The sequence below is a fragment of the Oryzicola mucosus genome (genome assembly GCF_014534685.1).
Lineage (GTDB): Bacteria > Pseudomonadota > Alphaproteobacteria > Rhizobiales > Rhizobiaceae > Oryzicola > Oryzicola mucosus.
This window is the reverse complement of the sequence record NZ_JACVVX010000001.1, coordinates 684,424-699,776: the sequence shown is the minus strand read 5'-3', so window position 1 is coordinate 699,776 and position 15,353 is coordinate 684,424. Positions and strand designations below refer to the sequence as shown.

Sequence of the window (15,353 nt, the reverse complement as noted above, 5' to 3'; positions counted from 1 at the left end):
TCGCTGCCGTGCTGTTTGTTTGTCCGAATATTTCATTTCTCGATTGAACGCACTTCCCGACACCGAAGCGATGCTGCATAGTTCTTCAGGTTCACCTTCGGCCGAGATTATTGTGCATGTCTCGCCTGCCCCAGAGACGGCCTTTCGGGCGTCTGACGCCCCGACTCTGGCACCCCTGCACAGGCTGAGCTCCGCGTATAGCATGCTGGCCAGCCGGCGTGGCCGCAGCATTCTGCAAGTCGCATTCGATTGCGGCTTTGCCGACATTTCCACCTTCAACCGCGCGTTTCGCAAGGGGTCTATGGCGCAACGCCTTCGGACATCAAATTCGGTCGGCGCGGCGGCTGACGTCGCGCGCTTTTTACGCGTATGTCGTTGTCGCAAACCGCTGGACAGTCTCGGCGACATGCTTCGGTGCAAAACATTCATCCGAGCCTGAAACACGCCGAGATATCCGCTAGAAACATTGCGCCGCCACAAGCACGGCACAATGCACCGCCGCATGACCGGTCGGCGGGCGGTTTGGGTAGGGATATGACGGATTCCGAAAGCAGCGAGATTCAGCCGGAGCGAAGGCCGATTGCCAGCCGGTCTTCCGGCTGGGCGCAAGCGCTGAGCCGCAAGCTGGCGCAATCCAGCGTCACGCCGAACCAGATTTCCGTCTGGTCTGTGATCTGCGCCGCCATCGGCGCCGGGTTGATGCTTGGCTATTCGCACCCGGCAGCCTGGATCGGCGCCGCCCTCTGCGTTCAGCTCAGGCTGGTCTGCAATCTTCTCGACGGCATGGTGGCCATCGAAGGCGGCAAGAAATCGCCGGTGGGCGCGATCTATAACGAGTTCCCCGACCGTGTCGCCGACAGCCTGTTTCTGGTTGCCGCAGGCTATGCCGCAGCCTGGCCGGCGCTCGGCTGGTTGGCGGCTCTGCTTGCCGCGCTCACCGCCTATGTCCGCGTCTTCGGCGGCTCGCTCGGCCTGCCGCAGAGCTTCGGCGGCATCATGGCCAAGCAGCACCGTATGGCTGTGCTGACCGCAGCCCTCGTCGCGCAGTCCGTCCTATGGTTCTTTTCACCCAGCCTGTTGGTGTTGCAGATTGCCGTGGTGGTCATTGCAGTGGGAAGTGCATGGACCTGCATGACGCGCACGAGGGATATCGCAGCGAGGCTCAAGACATCATGATCGTGCTCCTGTCGAACATGCTCCTGGGGCTGGTGCGGCTGCTCGTCGGCGCGCGCGGCGTCGGCCACGACCTTGGCCGGCACGACCAGAGCCGCATCTATTTCGCCAACCACACCAGCCATCTCGATACGCTGGTGGTTTTGGCGGCGCTGCCAGGCGATGTGCGCCGCACCGTGCATCCAGCCGCGGCGCTGGATTATTGGGGGTCGAGCAAGGGCAAGCGTTTCATTGCCGAACAACTGCTCAACTCCATCCTGATCGACCGCCAGCGCAGCACCGATGCCGACCCGCTGGAGCCGATGATGGAGGTGCTGCACAACAAGGAATCCGTGCTGATCTTTCCCGAGGGCACGCGCGGCCATGGCGACCGGATCGAGAGTTTTCGGTCGGGACTGTACAATCTCGCCGCACGGTTCCCCGACCGGGATCTGGTGCCGGTCTATCTCGACAATCTGTCGCGCATCATGCCCAAGGGCAGTTTTCTGGTCGTGCCGATGATATGCACGCCGCGTTTCGGCGCGCCCATCCGGCTGAAGCGCGGAGAAGAGCGCCGCGCCTTTCTCGACCGCGCGCGAGATGCGCTCGCCGAGCTTGCCCCGCCGCGCGATGGAGGTGCAGCATGAACGGGACCATCTTCACCGTGCTCGCCGGGATCGTTGGCGTGCTGCTCGTCGCCTCGGCCATCGGCGCTGGATTGCATTATTTCAAAAAGGACGGGCCGCAGCAGGCGACCATCGCCAACCTCAACCAGCGCATCAAGGCGTGGTGGGTGATGGTGCTGCTGCTTGGCCTCTGCGTTCTGGCCGGCAAGCTGTTCACCACTGTCTTCTTCGCCTTCGTTTCCTTCTTCGCCTTGCGCGAGTTCTGGTCGCTGGCGCCATCGGCGCGGGGCGACCACCGGCCGCTCTTCGTCTCCTTCTTCATCCTTTTGCCGCTGCAATATTATCTCGTGGCGACCGACTGGTACGGGCTGTTCTCGATCCTGATCCCGGTCTATGCCTTTCTCGGCCTGGCCGCCCTGTCGACGCTGGCTGGCGATACCCGCGACTTCCTCACCCGCAATGCGCGGGTTACCTGGGGTCTGATGGTCTGCGTCTATTCGATCAGCCATGCGCCGGGGCTCTTGATGCTCGACACCGGCGTGCAGCCGGTTCTGCTTCTGGTCTATCTGATCGTGGTGGTACAGCTCAGCGACGTCTTCCAATACGTCTTCGGCAAGCTGTTCGGCCGCCACAAGCTGTCGGAACGGATCAGCCCGTCCAAGACCATCGAAGGGCTTGTCGGCGGCGGGTTGGCGGCGGTCGCGGTGGGGGCGGCACTGTATGGCATGACGCCGTTCACGCCGCTGACCTCAGCGGCGATGAGCTTTGCCATTGTCGTCTCGGGCTTCTTCGGCGGCTTCGTGCTGTCGGCGGTGAAGCGGGACCTTGCCGCCAAGGACTGGGGCAACATGATCGCCGGCCATGGCGGCGTGCTCGACCGGGTCGATTCCATCGTCTTCGCCGCGCCGATCTTTTTCCACCTCGTGCGGTATTTCTACACGGTGTAGCGGCGGTTACCCCCACCCCTCCCCACAAGGGGAAGGATTCCGCCGGCGCTTGGCTTGACGCGAAGCTTAAAAACCAGCGGAAAGCGTTGAGGTAGACGTCTCCCTCCCCTTGTGGGGAGGGATCAAGGGTGGGAGTAGGCTTTAAGCAATTAAGCCTCAGCCGTTGCTGCCCCACGGACCATGGAACGCACCTTCGGCATCAATACGCTCGAAGCCATGCGCGCCGAAAAAGTCGCGCTGCGCCTGGATCAGGTTTGAGGTGCCGCGTCCCTGGCGGTAAGCGTCGAAATAGGCCAGAGCCGAGGACAGCGCCGGAACCGGCAGGCCGGCTTCGGCAGCGCGCGCGACGACGCGGCGCAGCGCAGGGTGCGCTTCCTTCATCATCGCGATGAAGGCGGGCGTCATCAGAAGGTTGGCGACGTTGTCTTCGGCGGAGAAGGCTTCGGCGATGGTATCGAGGAACTGCGAGCGGATGATGCAGCCGGCGCGCCAGATCTTGGCGATGGTCGGCATCGGCAGGTCCCAGCCGAACTGCTGCGAGGCGCCCGACATGACAGCGAAACCCTGTGCATAGGCAGCGACCTTGCCGGCAAACAGCGCCAGTTCCAGATCGGCGAGCAGGGCGTCCTTGTCGCCGGAAATCCGGCCAAGGCCGAGGTCGCCATAGGCCTTTTCGGCAGCTTCACGCTCGGTCTTCAGCGAAGACAGCACGCGTGCTGCGACCGCGGCTTCGATCGCAGTGGCGGGGATGCCGAGCTGCTGCGCCTCGATCACCGACCATTTGCCGGTGCCCTTCTGGCCGGCGCGGTCGAGGATGATCTCAACCACCGGCTTGCCGGTCTTGGGGTCGTCCGCGTTCAGCACCTTGGCGGTGATCTCGATCAGATAGGAGTTCAGCCGGCCGGTGTTCCATGTGTCGAAGACCGGAGCGATTTCCTTGGGGTTCAAGCCCAGGCCGTCGCGCAGCACGCCGTAGATTTCGGCGATCATCTGCATATCGGCATATTCGATGCCGTTATGAATCGTCTTGACGAAATGGCCCGCACCGTCGGTGCCGAGCCAGGCCGAACAGGCCTCTCCCTTGTACTTGGCAGAGATGGCGGTCAGCACCTTCTCGACGCGGTTGTAGGACTCTTCGGTGCCGCCGACCATGATCGACGGGCCGTGGCGCGCTCCTTCTTCGCCGCCCGAAACACCCATGCCGATGAAGGTCAGCCCGGTGCTTTCAAGTTCCTTGAAGCGGCGGATGGTATCGCGGAAATTGGCGTTGCCAGCGTCGATGATGATGTCGTTGGCCGACAGGACCTCGCGCAGCTGGGCAATCTGCTCATCCACCGGCGTACCGGCCAGAACCATGATGATGACCGGACGTGGCGGACGGATGGCGGCGGCGAGTTCCTGCAGCGAATGGCAGGGCACGATGCGGTCGGAGAGCTCGCCGGCATTGGCCTTGAAGGCATCGGTGCGCGACGTCGTGCGGTTGAAGACGGCGATGCGATGGCCTTTTTCGGCGATGTTGAGGGCAAGGTTGGAGCCCATGGTTCCGAGGCCGATCAGCCCGATTTCGGCTTGTTCCATCGTTCATCCCTGTCTTTGCATTCTGTTGAATTTACGGTGCGGCGCATGATTGAACCCGCCCGCCGACTTCGTCAACCAGCCTGCGCCGGATGATGAAGCGGACCACAGGCCTGCGAGCCTTATTTGATGCGGCGGCCATAGAGTTCGAGACGATGGTGGACGATCTCGTAGCCGAGTTCGCGGGCAATCTCATTCTGGAGCTGCTCGATCTTTTCGGAATGGAATTCGATGACGTCCCCAGACTCCATGTCGATAAGGTGATCGTGATGCTCGCCGACCGCTTGCTCGAAGCGCGACGGCCCGCCTTCGAAGGCATGGCGGTGAATGGCTCCTAACCCCTCAAGCAGCTTCATGGTGCGATAGACGGTCGAGAGCGAAATGCTGCTGTCAATGGCGACGGCGCGGCGGAAAATTTCCAGCGCGTCCGGGTGATCGTCGGTCTCGCCCAGGATCGACAGGATCACCCGGCGCGGCCGCGTGATCCGGATGCCGGCCTTGCGCAGCGCTTTTTCGTAGTCGGGCTTCTTGTATGTCTCGCTCGTCATGCGCGGGACTATGTTCCAGATGACAGTCAGTTGCAAAAAATTTCGCCGACCATCCACTGCGAAGCGCCAATCTGGAACCGCTCTTTTCTTCTTCTTGCAAACGATTTGCAGTTGCATTGACACAAGGGCTGTGCCGCCCTAGTTCTATGCAGGACGCGGCAGTGACCGCGAAACAAGCGGTGGAGATATGCGGGTGCGTATGCGGAGTTTGATGTCGGTGGCGGTCGTAGCGCTCGGCCTAGCGGGATGGAGCGGGCAGGCGTCGGCACAAGAGAAGATGACGGTGGTCACGACATTCACGATCATTGCAGACATGGCTCGCAACGTCGCCGGAGAGGCGGCCGATGTGCAGTCGATCACCAAACCGAATGCCGAAATTCACAATTACCAGCCTACACCGGGCGACATGATCCGGGCGCAAAAGGCCGATCTGATTCTGTGGAACGGGCTCAACCTTGAACTCTGGTTCGAAAAGTTCTTCGACAATCTGAGCGGTGTGCCGAGCGCCGTGGTCTCCGAAGGCGTCGAGCCGATGGGCATCGCCGAGGGTCCCTACACCGGCAAACCCAACCCGCATGCCTGGATGTCGCCGGAAGCGGCGCTGATCTATGTCGAGAACATCCGCAAGGCGTTTGCCGCGCAGGACCCTGACAATGCCGAAATCTATGCGAAAAACGCCTCCGCCTATTCCGAAAAGATCAAGGCAACAGTTGCGCCGATCCGCGCCTCCATCAATGCGATCCCCGAAGAGCGGCGCTGGCTTGCCACCAGCGAGGGCGCATTCTCCTATCTGGCGCGCGATTTCGGCCTGAAGGAGCTCCATCTCTGGCCGATCAATGCCGACCAGCAGGGTACGCCGCAGCAGGTCCGCAAGGTGATCGACAAGATCCGCGAACACCATGTGCCGGCGATCTTCAGCGAAAGCACGATCTCGTCAGCACCCGCCGAGCAGGTGGCGCGCGAGACCGGGATCAAATATGGCGGCGTGCTCTATGTCGACTCGCTGAGCGACGAAAGCGGCCCGGTCCCGACCTATCTCGACCTGCTGCGCGTGACGTCAGAGACGATTGCCAAGGGGCTTGCCGAATGAACGTGGCCCTGAAATCAGCGCATCGCGTGGAAGACGTCCAGTCCCCCGGGCTGCAGGTCGATCATATCACAGTAACCTACAAGAACGGTCACACCGCTTTGCGCGATGCGTCGTTCTCGATCCCCGCCGGCACCATCACGGCTCTTGTCGGCGTTAACGGCGCGGGCAAATCGACCCTGTTCAAGGCGGTGATGGGATTCGTGCCGCTCGCCCAGGGCAAGGTCACCATCTTCGGCGAACCCGCCGCCACAGCGCTCAAGCGCAACGCCGTCGCCTATGTGCCGCAGAGCGAGGATGTCGACTGGAATTTCCCTGTCCTGGTCGAAGACGTGGTGATGATGGGCCGTTACGGCCACATGAATTTCATGCGTATCGCCCGCGCCGAGGACAAACGCGCCGTGGATGCCGCGCTTGAGCGCGTCGGCATGAGCGACTATCGCAAGCGCCAGATCGGCGAGCTTTCGGGCGGCCAGAAGAAACGCGTTTTCCTGGCGCGGGCGCTGGCCCAGGACGGGCGGTTGATCCTGCTCGACGAGCCGTTCACCGGTGTCGACGTGCGAACGGAAGAGGCGATCATCATGCTTCTGCAGGCGTTGCGCGACGAGGGCCGGGTGATGCTGGTCTCCACCCATAATCTCGGCAGCGTGCCGCGCTTCTGCGACCGCGCCGTGCTGGTCAACCGCACCGTTCTGGCTGCGGGACCGACGGCTGAGGTGTTCACCAAGTCGAACCTGGAAAAGGCGTTCGGCGGCGTGTTGCGCCAGTTCATTCTGGGTGGGGCCGAACTGCATGACGACGAAGACAAGCGCAAGGTCACGGTCCTGACCGACGACGAGCATCCCTTCGTCATCTATGGCGAGGAAACCAACGGCGAAAAGGCCGGCAAATGACCCAGACGCTGCTCGAGCCGTTCGGCTATGGCTACATGGTCAACGCCATGTGGGTTTCCGCCCTAGTCGGCGGCGTTTGCGCCTTCCTGTCTGCCTATCTCATGCTCAAGGGCTGGTCGCTGATTGGCGACGCGCTGTCGCACTCCATCGTGCCGGGTGTGGCCGGGGCCTACATGCTGGGCCTGCCGTTTGCGCTCGGTGCCTTCCTGTCCGGTGGACTGGCGGCGGGTGCGATGCTGTTCCTCAACCAGCGCACCAAGCTTAAGGAAGACGCCATTATCGGGCTGATCTTCACCTCCTTCTTCGGGCTCGGCCTGTTCATGATCTCGCTGTCCCCGGCTTCGGTGAACATCCAGACCATCGTGCTCGGCAACATCCTGGCGGTGACGCCGTCGGACACGCTGCAACTGGTGCTGATCGGCGGCTTCTCGCTCGCCATTTTGCTGGTCAAGTGGAAGGATCTGATGGTCGCTTTCTTCGACGAGAACCACGCCCGTTCCATCGGCCTCAATCCGGACCGGCTCAAGGTGCTTTTCTTCACCCTGTTGAGTGCCTGCACGGTGGCTGCCCTGCAAACAGTCGGCGCTTTTCTGGTCATCGCCATGGTGGTGACGCCCGGTGCCACGGCGTATCTTCTGAGCGACCGGTTCCCGCGCCTCATCGCACTCAGCGTGGCGATTGGCGCGGTGACGAGTTTTACCGGCGCCTATCTCAGCTATTTTCTCGACGGTGCCACGGGCGGCATCATCGTGGTGCTGCAGACGCTGATCTTTCTGACCGCTTTCGTCTTCGCGCCCAAGCATGGCCTGCTGGCCTCGCGTCGCCGCGCGAAGGAATCGCTGGAGGCGGGGGTATGAGCCCGTCAGTGACATTCCCTTCTCCCCTTGTGGGAGAAGGTGGCCGAGCGCAGCGAGGTCGGATGAGGGGTGTTGCATGGAGCGAGGGGTGCCCCTTCTGTTCTTTTGAGGGATCACGGCCAAACCCTCATTCCGTCCAACACCCCTCATCCGCCCCTTCGGGGCACCTTCTCCCACAAGGGGAGAAGGGGTGGCACATCACCGAGGAACACCGCGCATGACCGAAACCCTCCTCATGCCGTTTCTGTTTCCGTTCATGCAGCAGGCATTCATCATCGCCCTGCTGATAGCGGCTCCCATGGCGCTGCTGTCCTGCTTCCTCGTGCTGAAAGGCTGGTCGCTGATGGGCGATGCGGTCAGCCACGCCGTGCTGCCGGGCGTGGTGCTGGCCTATATGGCCGGCATTCCGCTGGCGATTGGAGCGTTCGCCGCCGGCATGGTCTGCGCGCTTTCCACCGGCTATCTCAAGGAAAACAGCCGCATCAAGGAAGATACGGTGATGGGCATCGTGTTTTCCGGCATGTTCGGCCTCGGCATCGTGCTCTACACCAAGATCCAGAGCGACGTTCACCTCGACCACATATTGTTCGGTGATATCCTGGGCGTCAGCTGGGGCGATATCCTGCAGACCGGCATCATTGCCGCAGTGTCACTTGCCGCGATCGGCATTTACCGTCGCGATCTTCTGCTGCATGCCTTCGACCCGCAGCATGCCCGCGCCATAGGCCTGCCGGTGCGGCTGTTGCACTACGGTCTCCTGACGATCCTGTCGCTGACCATCGTCGGCGCACTGAAGGCTGTCGGCATCATCCTGGCGATTGCCATGCTGATCGCCCCTGGCGCCATCGCCTTCCTGCTGACCGACCGCTTCGAGCGCATGATGATGGTGTCGCTGGCGGTAGCGCTGCTGACGTCGTTCTTCGGCGTCTATCTCAGCTTCTTCCTCGACAGCGCTCCGGCCCCGACCATCGTGCTGTTGATGAGCCTGACCTTCGTGGCAGCGTTCTTCGTCTCGCGCTTCAGAATGCGTCGGAGGCAGATGCAGGCGGGGTGAGTTACGCCGCCTGAACCGCCCGATCCGAAACGGCATAAGTCCGGCCGTTCTCATCGAAAAGATGCAGGTTTCCGGGGCTTGCCGTCAAGCGAAGGATGCCGCCCCGCGCCACCTCCGCATTGCCGGGCATCTTGGCGACGAGTTGCTCGCCCTGCCGGCCAATGTCGATATAGGCGAGCTGCACCTCGCCCAACTGCTCGATATAGTCGACCGTGCCTTCGAACAGGGCGCCGCCCTCGGCATCGTCTGCCACGCGCAGGTCTTCCGGCCGCACGCCGAAGCTGGCTTTGGTTCCGGTAGCATTGGCGGGTGTGGCGATGGGAACATGGGCGACGGTCCCGCTCGGCAGCCTGACGGCAGTCGGCGCACCGCCGCGTTCAATGGTGACGGGCAAAATGTTCATGGCCGGAGAGCCGATGAACTGCGCGACAAACAGGTTGCCGGGCTTGCAGTAAAGCTCCATCGGCGTGCCGACCTGCTCGATGCGCCCGTCCTTCAGGACCACGATGCGGTCGGCCAGGGTCATCGCCTCGACCTGATCGTGGGTGACATAAATCATCGTCGTTTGCGGCATCGATTCCTTGAGCTTGGCGATTTCGATGCGGGTGGCGACACGCAGCGCGGCGTCGAGGTTGGACAGCGGCTCGTCGAACAGGAACACTTTTGGGTTGCGCACGATGGCACGGCCGATGGCGACGCGCTGCCGCTGCCCGCCCGACATCGCCTTCGGAAGCCGGTCGAGATAGGGCGTCAGTTGCAGGATGTCGGCCGCTTGCTTGACGCGACGGTCGATCTCGGCCTTGGGCGCTTTGGCGATCTTCATGCCGAACGCCATGTTGTCGTAGACCGTCATATGCGGATAGAGCGCATAGGACTGGAACACCATGGCGATGCCGCGTTGCGAAGGCGGCACGTCGTTGACCGTCTCGCCGGCAATCTGCAGCGTGCCCGAGGTGATTTCCTCAAGGCCGGCAATCGACCGCAACAGGGTCGACTTCCCGCATCCGGACGGACCGACGAAGACGATGAACTCCCCCGATTTGATGTCGAGATCGATGCCGTGAAGGATGTTCACGGCACCGTAGGATTTCTTTACGTCCCGCAGCGTCAGATCGGCCATTGTTCGTTCCTCCCAACCCGTTTCGCTTCACAAACTATGCGCCGATCAGCCGGCGCGCCCGAACCATGCGCCATAGGGCGGCAGCTCGATGTTCCCACCCACCGCGGCCGCCTCCATGCCATGCCCGGTCAGCGGCTCGGTACCTGCGAACTTCAGCGTCGCGGGCGCGCTGCCGAGATTGAAGACGCAGACTACCTGGTCGTTGCCGGCGCGGCGTGTGAAGGCGAGTACATCACCCTCCGTGTCGATGAAATTGATGTCGCCCTTGGTGAAGGTCGGGTGCTGCTTGCGGAAGGCGATGAAGCGGCGATAATGCTCGAGCAGCGACTGCTCGTCGCCCTGCTGCATGTTGACGGCCAGCGCCAGATGCTCGGACGGGACCGGAAGCCAGGGTTTGGCGGTGGAGAAGCCGCCATAGATCGCCATACGGTCCCAGACCATCGGCGTGCGGCACCCGTCGCGGCCCTTGAATTCCGGCCAGAAGCGGATGCCGTAGGGGTCCTGCAAATCCTCCAGCGCGAGATCGGCTTCGGTCAGGCCAAGTTCCTCGCCTTGGTAGATGCAGACCGAGCCGCGCATCGACATCATCGCCGCCGAGATCACCTTGAGATAGGCGGTCAGATCCGGCTCGCCTGCGCCCCAGCGCGTCGCGTGGCGCACCACGTCGTGGTTGGAGAAAGCCCAGCATGCCCAGCCGCTGCTGGCGACATGGCCGAACTGTTCGAGCACCGTGCGGACATTGCCGGCGCTGATCTTGTCGGGGGCGAGGAAGTCGAAGGCGTAGCACATCTGCACCCGCTTGTCGGCTTCTGTATAGGCGGCGACCACCTCCAGCCCGCGCTGGGAATCGCCGACTTCGCCCACGGCGGCTGCTGCCGGATATTCGTCCATCACCTGTCGGAGACGCTCGAGGAATAAAAGGTTTTCCGGCCTGCTCTTGTCAAAGATGTGGTCCTGGAAATTGTAGGGGTTCACCGCAGGTGCCGTCTGCGCGTTGCGCTCGTCCGCGGCGAGCGCCGGGTTGTTCTCCAGCCCCTGGCTGTGGAAGTAGAAATTGATCGTGTCGAGGCGGAAGCCGTCGACACCCTTGTCGAGCCAGAACCGCACGATGTCGAGCACGGCGTCCTGCACCTCGGGATTGTGGAAGTTGAGGTCGGGCTGCTCGGGCAGGAAGTTGTGCATGTAATATTGCATGCGCCGGGTATCCCAGCGCCAAGCCGATCCGCCGAAGATCGACAGCCAGTTGTTGGGCGGCGTGCCGTCGGGGCTGGCATCGGCCCAAACGTACCAGTCGGCCTTGGGGTTGTCGCGGCTGGACCGGCTTTCGACGAACCACTCATGCAGTTCGGAGGTGTGGGAGATCACCCCGTCGATCATCACCTTGAGCCCGAGCCGGTGCGCTTCGGCGATCAGGATTTCGAAGTCGCTGAGCGTGCCGAAGATCGGATCGATCTCGCGATAGTCGGAGATATCGTAGCCGAAATCCTTCATCGGCGACTTGAAGAAAGGCGAAATCCAGATCGCATCCGCGCCGAGATCCGCGATATGCGGCAGGCGCTGGATGATGCCGACGAGGTCGCCTACGCCGTCGCCGTTCGAATCCTGGTAGCTGCGCGGATAGATCTGGTAGATCACCGCCCCGCGCCACCAGTCGCGATCCGCGGCGGGTGCCAGAACCGCATCCTCGATCGGGTTTTGAAATGCTGTATTGACCATTAACCACCTTTGACGGAGCCCGCGAGGAGGCCGCGGACGAAGTAGCGCTGAAGCGAAAAGAACACGATCAACGGTACTATGATTGTCACAAAAGCGGAGGTCGCCAGGATTTCCCAATCGCCTCCGCGTGAACCAAGCAGCGCATTGAGCTTGCCCGTGAGCACGAGCTGGTCGGAGCCGCTTCCTAGGAAAACCATCGCAACCAAGAGATCGTTCCATACCCAGAGAAATTGGAAGATAGCAAAGGACGCCAGCACCGGGAACGACAGCGGCAGGACGATCTTGACGAAAATCTCGAAATCCGACGCGCCGTCGATCCGCGCCGACTCCATGATCTCGCGCGGCAGGCCGGCGATGTAGCTGCGCAGCAGGTAGATGGCAAAGGGCAGGCCGAAGCCGGTATGCGCCAGCCAGATGCCGAGGTAGGTCTTGGCCGGTACCCCGAAAAACGCGCCGACGCCATTGTAGAGCTTGAGCAGCGGGATCAGCGACATCTGCAGCGGGACGACGAGCAGACCGATGATGGCTGCGATCAGAAGCGCGCGGCCGGGAAAGCGCATCCAGGCCAGCGCATAGGCCGCGAAGGCGGCAATCAGGATCGGGATGACGGTGGCCGGCACGGTCACCGTCAGCGAATTCAGGAAGGACCGGCCGATGCCTTCCGAAAACAGCACGGTGTTGTAGTTTTCTGTGGTGAAACTAGGTGGCTGCAGCACCGAATAATAGACCCGCTGGCCTCGGTCGCCCTCGAACGCCTGCGGCGAGGTCAGCACGAAGCTGCCATCCTCGTTGAGCTGCATGGTGACGCCGTCATTCAGTTCGGCTGTCTCGCCCGCCGCATATTGCGTCGGCGCCTGCACCCGCGTGCCGAAGGCGCCGACCTGGCCGCTGCCGCTTTCGAAGATGTTGCCTTCGATGACGAATGTGCCGTCGCGTTCCACCTGCGCAGAAGCGCCGGGGAGGCGCCCGGCAACCGTCTGCGTCGAACTCGTCAGCGCCGTCCACCAGCCCGAAACCGTGATCTGGTCCTTGTCGCGCAACGAGGTAACGAGGATGCCCAGCGTCGGGATCGTCCAGATGGCGACGAAGATCAAAACGGCGATGTGGACGCCGAAGCGGCCGATGAACGACTTTCCACGGGTATTGGCCATGTCAGTGTCCTTCCCCGCTCTCGCGCGTCGCCTGGCGGATGTTCCAGATCATGATCGGCACGACGGCCAGCATGATGACAACGGCAATCGCGGCACCCCGGCCGAAGTCGCCGCCGCCGCGGAACATCCAATCGAACATCAGATTGGCCAGCACCTGACTGTTCCACTGCCCGTTGGTCATCGTCAGGACGATGTCGAACACCTTCAGCACGAGTATGGTGATGGTGGTCCAGACCACGGCGATGGTGCCCCATATCTGCGGCACCATGATGCGCCAGAAGATCTGGAACGGGTTGGCGCCGTCGATGACTGCGGCTTCGATAGTCTCTTCCGGAATGCCGCGCAAAGCGGATGACAGGATGACCATGGCGAAGCCCGTCTGGATCCAGATCAGGATGACCATCAGGAAGAAATTGTTCCAGAACGGGATGGAGATCCAGACTTGCGGCGTACCGCCGAGATATTGGATGAAGGCATTGAGGATGCCGATCTGGGTCTGGCCCTCGGCGCGGTATTCGTAGATGAACTTCCAGATCACGCTGGCGCCGACGAAGGAAATGGCGAGCGGCATGAACACAAGGCTCTTTGCAATGTTGCCCCACCAGATCTTGTCGGTCAAAACAGCGATGATCAGGCCCAGGAAGGTGCAGGCTGCCGGCACGACGGCGAGCCAGAGAAAGTTGTTGAGGATCGAGGTGCGGAATTCGCGGTCGCCCACTGCCCATTGATAGTTGGCTAGGCCGACGAAATTCTGCCCGGCACGGTCCATGAAGGACAGCCGCAGCGTGTCGACCACGGGATAGATCAGGTAGACGGTGAGGATCAGCAGGGCCGGGCCGACGAACAGCCAGGGCCGCACGATGCCCTGGCGGCGCAGATTGTCGATGGCCGCGCGTCCCGCCACACCGCGCGAGGGAAAGGCCAGATCGAGCAGCTTGTTTGCGCCCCAGAAATAGGCAACGCAGCCGCCGACCCCGACGATGATGACCAAGATGGCGGAAAAGATTTGAGATCCCATGAGTCCCTCCGCGGTAAGCGGGCTGCCGCTTCTACATTCTCCCCTTGTGGGAGAAGGTAGCCGAGCTGAGCGCAGCGAATGGCGAGGTCGGATGAGGGGTGCTGGAAGATGAAACGTCGGATTTAGCCCAACACCCCTCATCCGCCTTTGCTTCGCTCAGGCACCCTCTCCCACAAGAGGAGAAGGCAGGTGGCTGCTACTTGATCCCGTCCCAGCTCTTCTGGATGTCGGTGCCGACCGCTTCCGGCGACTTGCCGCCGACGAGGTCGATCATGCCGGTCCAGAAAGCGCCGGCGCCGATCTTGCCGGGCATCAGGTCGGACCCGTCGAAGCGGAAGGTCGTGGCGTCGACCAGAATGTCGCCCTGCCGCTTCAGCGCGTCATTGGCATAGGCGTCCTTGTTGACCGTCTTGAGCGGTGTCAGGAAGCCGGATTGCGCCATCCAGATTTCATGCGCCAAAGGCATCTTCAGATAGTCGATGAACGCGCGCGCGGCCTTGGAATCCTTGGTGATGGTGAACAGCGTGCCGCCGCCCAGCACCGGCGTGCCCAGTTCGGGCTTGGAGGCATAGGCCGGCAGGTAGAAGAAGTCGGCATCCTCGCCCAGCTCCGTGCCTTCGGGGAAGAAGGAGGAGATGAACGAGGCCTGGCGGTGAAGGTAGCATTTCGGTGGGACGGCGAAGAGCCCTTTGGGGCTGTCGCGGAAATCGGTAGCGGCGACGGCTGCCTTGCCGCCGTCGACATATTTGTCATTGGTGGCGATATCGGCGAAGATGGTCAGCGCGTTGACCACGGCGGGATCGTTGAACTTGATCTCGTTCTTGGTCCACTGGTCGTAAACCTCGGGCGTCTGTGTGCGCAGCATGATGTCTTCCACCCAGTCGGTGGCCGGCCAGCCGGTAGCGCCGCCCGAGCCCAGGCCAATGCACCACGGCACGCCGCCATCGGCGACGATCTGGTCGGTCAACTTCTGCATGTCCTCCCAGGTCTTGGGCACTTCGTAACCCGCTTCCTCGAAGTTTTCAGGCACGTACCAGACCAGCGATTTCAGGTCGGCCTTGAACGGAAAGCCGTAAAAGCCGGCCTTGCCGTCCTTGTCGTTGAAGGTGCCGAGATCGACCCAGGACTGGCCTGCGCCATAGTTTTCCTTGACGAAATTGGCCGTGCCTTCATCCAGCGGCGTCAGCAGCCCCTTCGAGGCGAGATCCTGGATCAGGCCGGGCTGCGGCAGGATGGCGATGTTGGGCGGGCTGCCGGCCTGCGTATCGATGACGATCTGCTGCTCGTAGTTTTCCGACGAGGCATAGTTGATGGTCGCGCCGGTCGCCTCGGAGAAGTATTCGAGCACGCTGCGCGCAAGCGCCTCGTCTTCGCCGCGCCAGGGCCCGAAGATGGACAGTGTCTCGCCCTTGAGGTCGACCTTTTTGAGATCGTCGTAGTTCGCCCAGGTGAAACGGGCGTCCTCGCCCGGCTTGAATTTCAGTTCGGCCTGCGCAGGGGCGGCAAGGCAAAGTGCTGCAAACGCCACGCCCAGCATGAGGGTTTTCTTCATCGATACCTCCCGGTTGATCGGTGTGCCGGGATGAAACCTCCTTCCATCCCGCCGACG

14 protein-coding genes are annotated in these 15,353 nt (G+C 62.2%); 7 read left to right on the top strand and 7 right to left on the bottom strand.

Translation table 11 applies throughout. The features are described 5' to 3' along the window. Positions 1–534: 534 nt before the first annotated feature. From ICI42_RS03250 to ICI42_RS03240, 3 genes are read left to right on the top strand one after another with little or no spacing between them, the layout of a single operon-like run. Positions 535–1,176 (top strand): CDP-alcohol phosphatidyltransferase family protein, encoded by a 642-nt coding sequence (locus ICI42_RS03250; RefSeq protein ID WP_188163079.1) that lies wholly within the window; start codon positions 535–537, stop codon positions 1,174–1,176. Beyond that, a complete protein-coding gene (locus ICI42_RS03245) occupies positions 1,173–1,799 on the top strand; it encodes a lysophospholipid acyltransferase family protein (RefSeq protein ID WP_188163696.1) in 627 nt (208 codons plus the stop codon). Before ICI42_RS03250 ends, ICI42_RS03245 begins: the two co-directional genes overlap by 4 nt. Continuing rightward, positions 1,796–2,725, top strand: a complete 930-nt coding sequence (locus tag ICI42_RS03240) for a phosphatidate cytidylyltransferase (protein ID WP_188163078.1) — start codon at positions 1,796–1,798, stop codon at positions 2,723–2,725. The genes ICI42_RS03245 and ICI42_RS03240 overlap by 4 nt, the downstream gene beginning before the upstream one ends. Before the next feature lie 156 nt (positions 2,726–2,881). Here ICI42_RS03240 and gndA read toward each other — a convergent pair whose 3' ends face one another. After that, positions 2,882–4,303, bottom strand: coding sequence for an NADP-dependent phosphogluconate dehydrogenase (gene gndA / locus ICI42_RS03235; protein WP_188163077.1), 1,422 nt, complete (start codon positions 4,301–4,303; stop codon positions 2,882–2,884). Between the two features lie 119 nt (positions 4,304–4,422). Next, complete coding sequence (locus ICI42_RS03230; RefSeq protein ID WP_188163076.1) at positions 4,423–4,848, bottom strand: Fur family transcriptional regulator; 426 nt, start codon at positions 4,846–4,848, stop codon at positions 4,423–4,425. Positions 4,849–5,047: 199 nt separating this feature from the next. Here ICI42_RS03230 and ICI42_RS03225 point away from each other — a divergent pair, with 199 nt between their 5' ends. The 4 genes from ICI42_RS03225 to ICI42_RS03210 all read left to right on the top strand — a co-directional run bounded on the left by ICI42_RS03225 (position 5,048) and on the right by ICI42_RS03210 (position 8,739). Continuing rightward, positions 5,048–5,938, top strand: coding sequence for a metal ABC transporter substrate-binding protein (locus tag ICI42_RS03225; RefSeq protein WP_188163075.1), 891 nt, complete (start codon positions 5,048–5,050; stop codon positions 5,936–5,938). After that, positions 5,935–6,828, top strand: coding sequence for a manganese/iron ABC transporter ATP-binding protein (locus ICI42_RS03220; RefSeq protein WP_188163074.1), 894 nt, complete (start codon positions 5,935–5,937; stop codon positions 6,826–6,828). Before ICI42_RS03225 ends, ICI42_RS03220 begins: the two co-directional genes overlap by 4 nt. After that, positions 6,825–7,685, top strand: coding sequence for a metal ABC transporter permease (locus ICI42_RS03215; RefSeq protein ID WP_188163073.1), 861 nt, complete (start codon positions 6,825–6,827; stop codon positions 7,683–7,685). The genes ICI42_RS03220 and ICI42_RS03215 overlap by 4 nt, the downstream gene beginning before the upstream one ends. Before the next feature lie 217 nt (positions 7,686–7,902). Continuing rightward, positions 7,903–8,739 (top strand): metal ABC transporter permease, encoded by an 837-nt coding sequence (locus ICI42_RS03210; RefSeq protein ID WP_188163072.1) that lies wholly within the window; start codon positions 7,903–7,905, stop codon positions 8,737–8,739. Between the two features lies 1 nt (position 8,740). Here ICI42_RS03210 and ICI42_RS03205 read toward each other — a convergent pair whose 3' ends face one another. The 5 genes from ICI42_RS03205 to ICI42_RS03185 all read right to left on the bottom strand — a co-directional run bounded on the left by ICI42_RS03205 (position 8,741) and on the right by ICI42_RS03185 (position 15,296). Continuing rightward, positions 8,741–9,859, bottom strand: a complete 1,119-nt coding sequence (locus tag ICI42_RS03205) for an ABC transporter ATP-binding protein (protein WP_188163071.1) — start codon at positions 9,857–9,859, stop codon at positions 8,741–8,743. A 45-nt stretch (positions 9,860–9,904) separates the two neighbouring features. Beyond that, positions 9,905–11,575 (bottom strand): beta-galactosidase BglA, encoded by a 1,671-nt coding sequence (gene bglA / locus ICI42_RS03200; protein WP_188163070.1) that lies wholly within the window; start codon positions 11,573–11,575, stop codon positions 9,905–9,907. Further along, positions 11,575–12,726 (bottom strand): carbohydrate ABC transporter permease, encoded by a 1,152-nt coding sequence (locus ICI42_RS03195; RefSeq protein WP_188163069.1) that lies wholly within the window; start codon positions 12,724–12,726, stop codon positions 11,575–11,577. Before ICI42_RS03195 ends, bglA begins: the two co-directional genes overlap by 1 nt. A gap of 1 nt (position 12,727) precedes the next feature. Next, positions 12,728–13,744, bottom strand: a complete 1,017-nt coding sequence (locus ICI42_RS03190; protein ID WP_188163068.1) for a carbohydrate ABC transporter permease — start codon at positions 13,742–13,744, stop codon at positions 12,728–12,730. Positions 13,745–13,940: 196 nt separating this feature from the next. Beyond that, positions 13,941–15,296 carry an ABC transporter substrate-binding protein gene (locus ICI42_RS03185; protein ID WP_188163067.1) on the bottom strand — a complete coding sequence of 452 codons (1,356 nt, stop codon included), beginning with the start codon at positions 15,294–15,296 and terminating at the stop codon, positions 13,941–13,943. Between the last annotated feature and the right edge of the window lie 57 nt (positions 15,297–15,353).

Excerpts from the sequence above, each read along its gene's own strand:
- gndA (WP_188163077.1), bottom strand. The coding sequence starts at position 4,303 with ATGGAACAAGCCGAAATCGGGCTGATCGGCCTCGGAACCATGGGCTCC.
- ICI42_RS03240 (WP_188163078.1), top strand. The coding sequence starts at position 1,796 with ATGAACGGGACCATCTTCACCGTGCTCGCCGGGATCGTTGGCGTGCTG.
- ICI42_RS03205 (WP_188163071.1), bottom strand. The coding sequence starts at position 9,859 with ATGGCCGATCTGACGCTGCGGGACGTAAAGAAATCCTACGGTGCCGTG.
- ICI42_RS03185 (WP_188163067.1), bottom strand. The coding sequence starts at position 15,296 with ATGAAGAAAACCCTCATGCTGGGCGTGGCGTTTGCAGCACTTTGCCTT.
- ICI42_RS03195 (WP_188163069.1), bottom strand. The coding sequence starts at position 12,726 with ATGGCCAATACCCGTGGAAAGTCGTTCATCGGCCGCTTCGGCGTCCAC.
- ICI42_RS03245 (WP_188163696.1), top strand. The coding sequence starts at position 1,173 with ATGATCGTGCTCCTGTCGAACATGCTCCTGGGGCTGGTGCGGCTGCTC.
- ICI42_RS03225 (WP_188163075.1), top strand. The coding sequence starts at position 5,048 with ATGCGGAGTTTGATGTCGGTGGCGGTCGTAGCGCTCGGCCTAGCGGGA.
- ICI42_RS03210 (WP_188163072.1), top strand. The coding sequence starts at position 7,903 with ATGACCGAAACCCTCCTCATGCCGTTTCTGTTTCCGTTCATGCAGCAG.
- ICI42_RS03250 (WP_188163079.1), top strand. The coding sequence starts at position 535 with ATGACGGATTCCGAAAGCAGCGAGATTCAGCCGGAGCGAAGGCCGATT.
- ICI42_RS03230 (WP_188163076.1), bottom strand. The coding sequence starts at position 4,848 with ATGACGAGCGAGACATACAAGAAGCCCGACTACGAAAAAGCGCTGCGC.
- ICI42_RS03190 (WP_188163068.1), bottom strand. The coding sequence starts at position 13,744 with ATGGGATCTCAAATCTTTTCCGCCATCTTGGTCATCATCGTCGGGGTC.
- ICI42_RS03215 (WP_188163073.1), top strand. The coding sequence starts at position 6,825 with ATGACCCAGACGCTGCTCGAGCCGTTCGGCTATGGCTACATGGTCAAC.
- bglA (WP_188163070.1), bottom strand. The coding sequence starts at position 11,575 with ATGGTCAATACAGCATTTCAAAACCCGATCGAGGATGCGGTTCTGGCA.
- ICI42_RS03220 (WP_188163074.1), top strand. The coding sequence starts at position 5,935 with ATGAACGTGGCCCTGAAATCAGCGCATCGCGTGGAAGACGTCCAGTCC.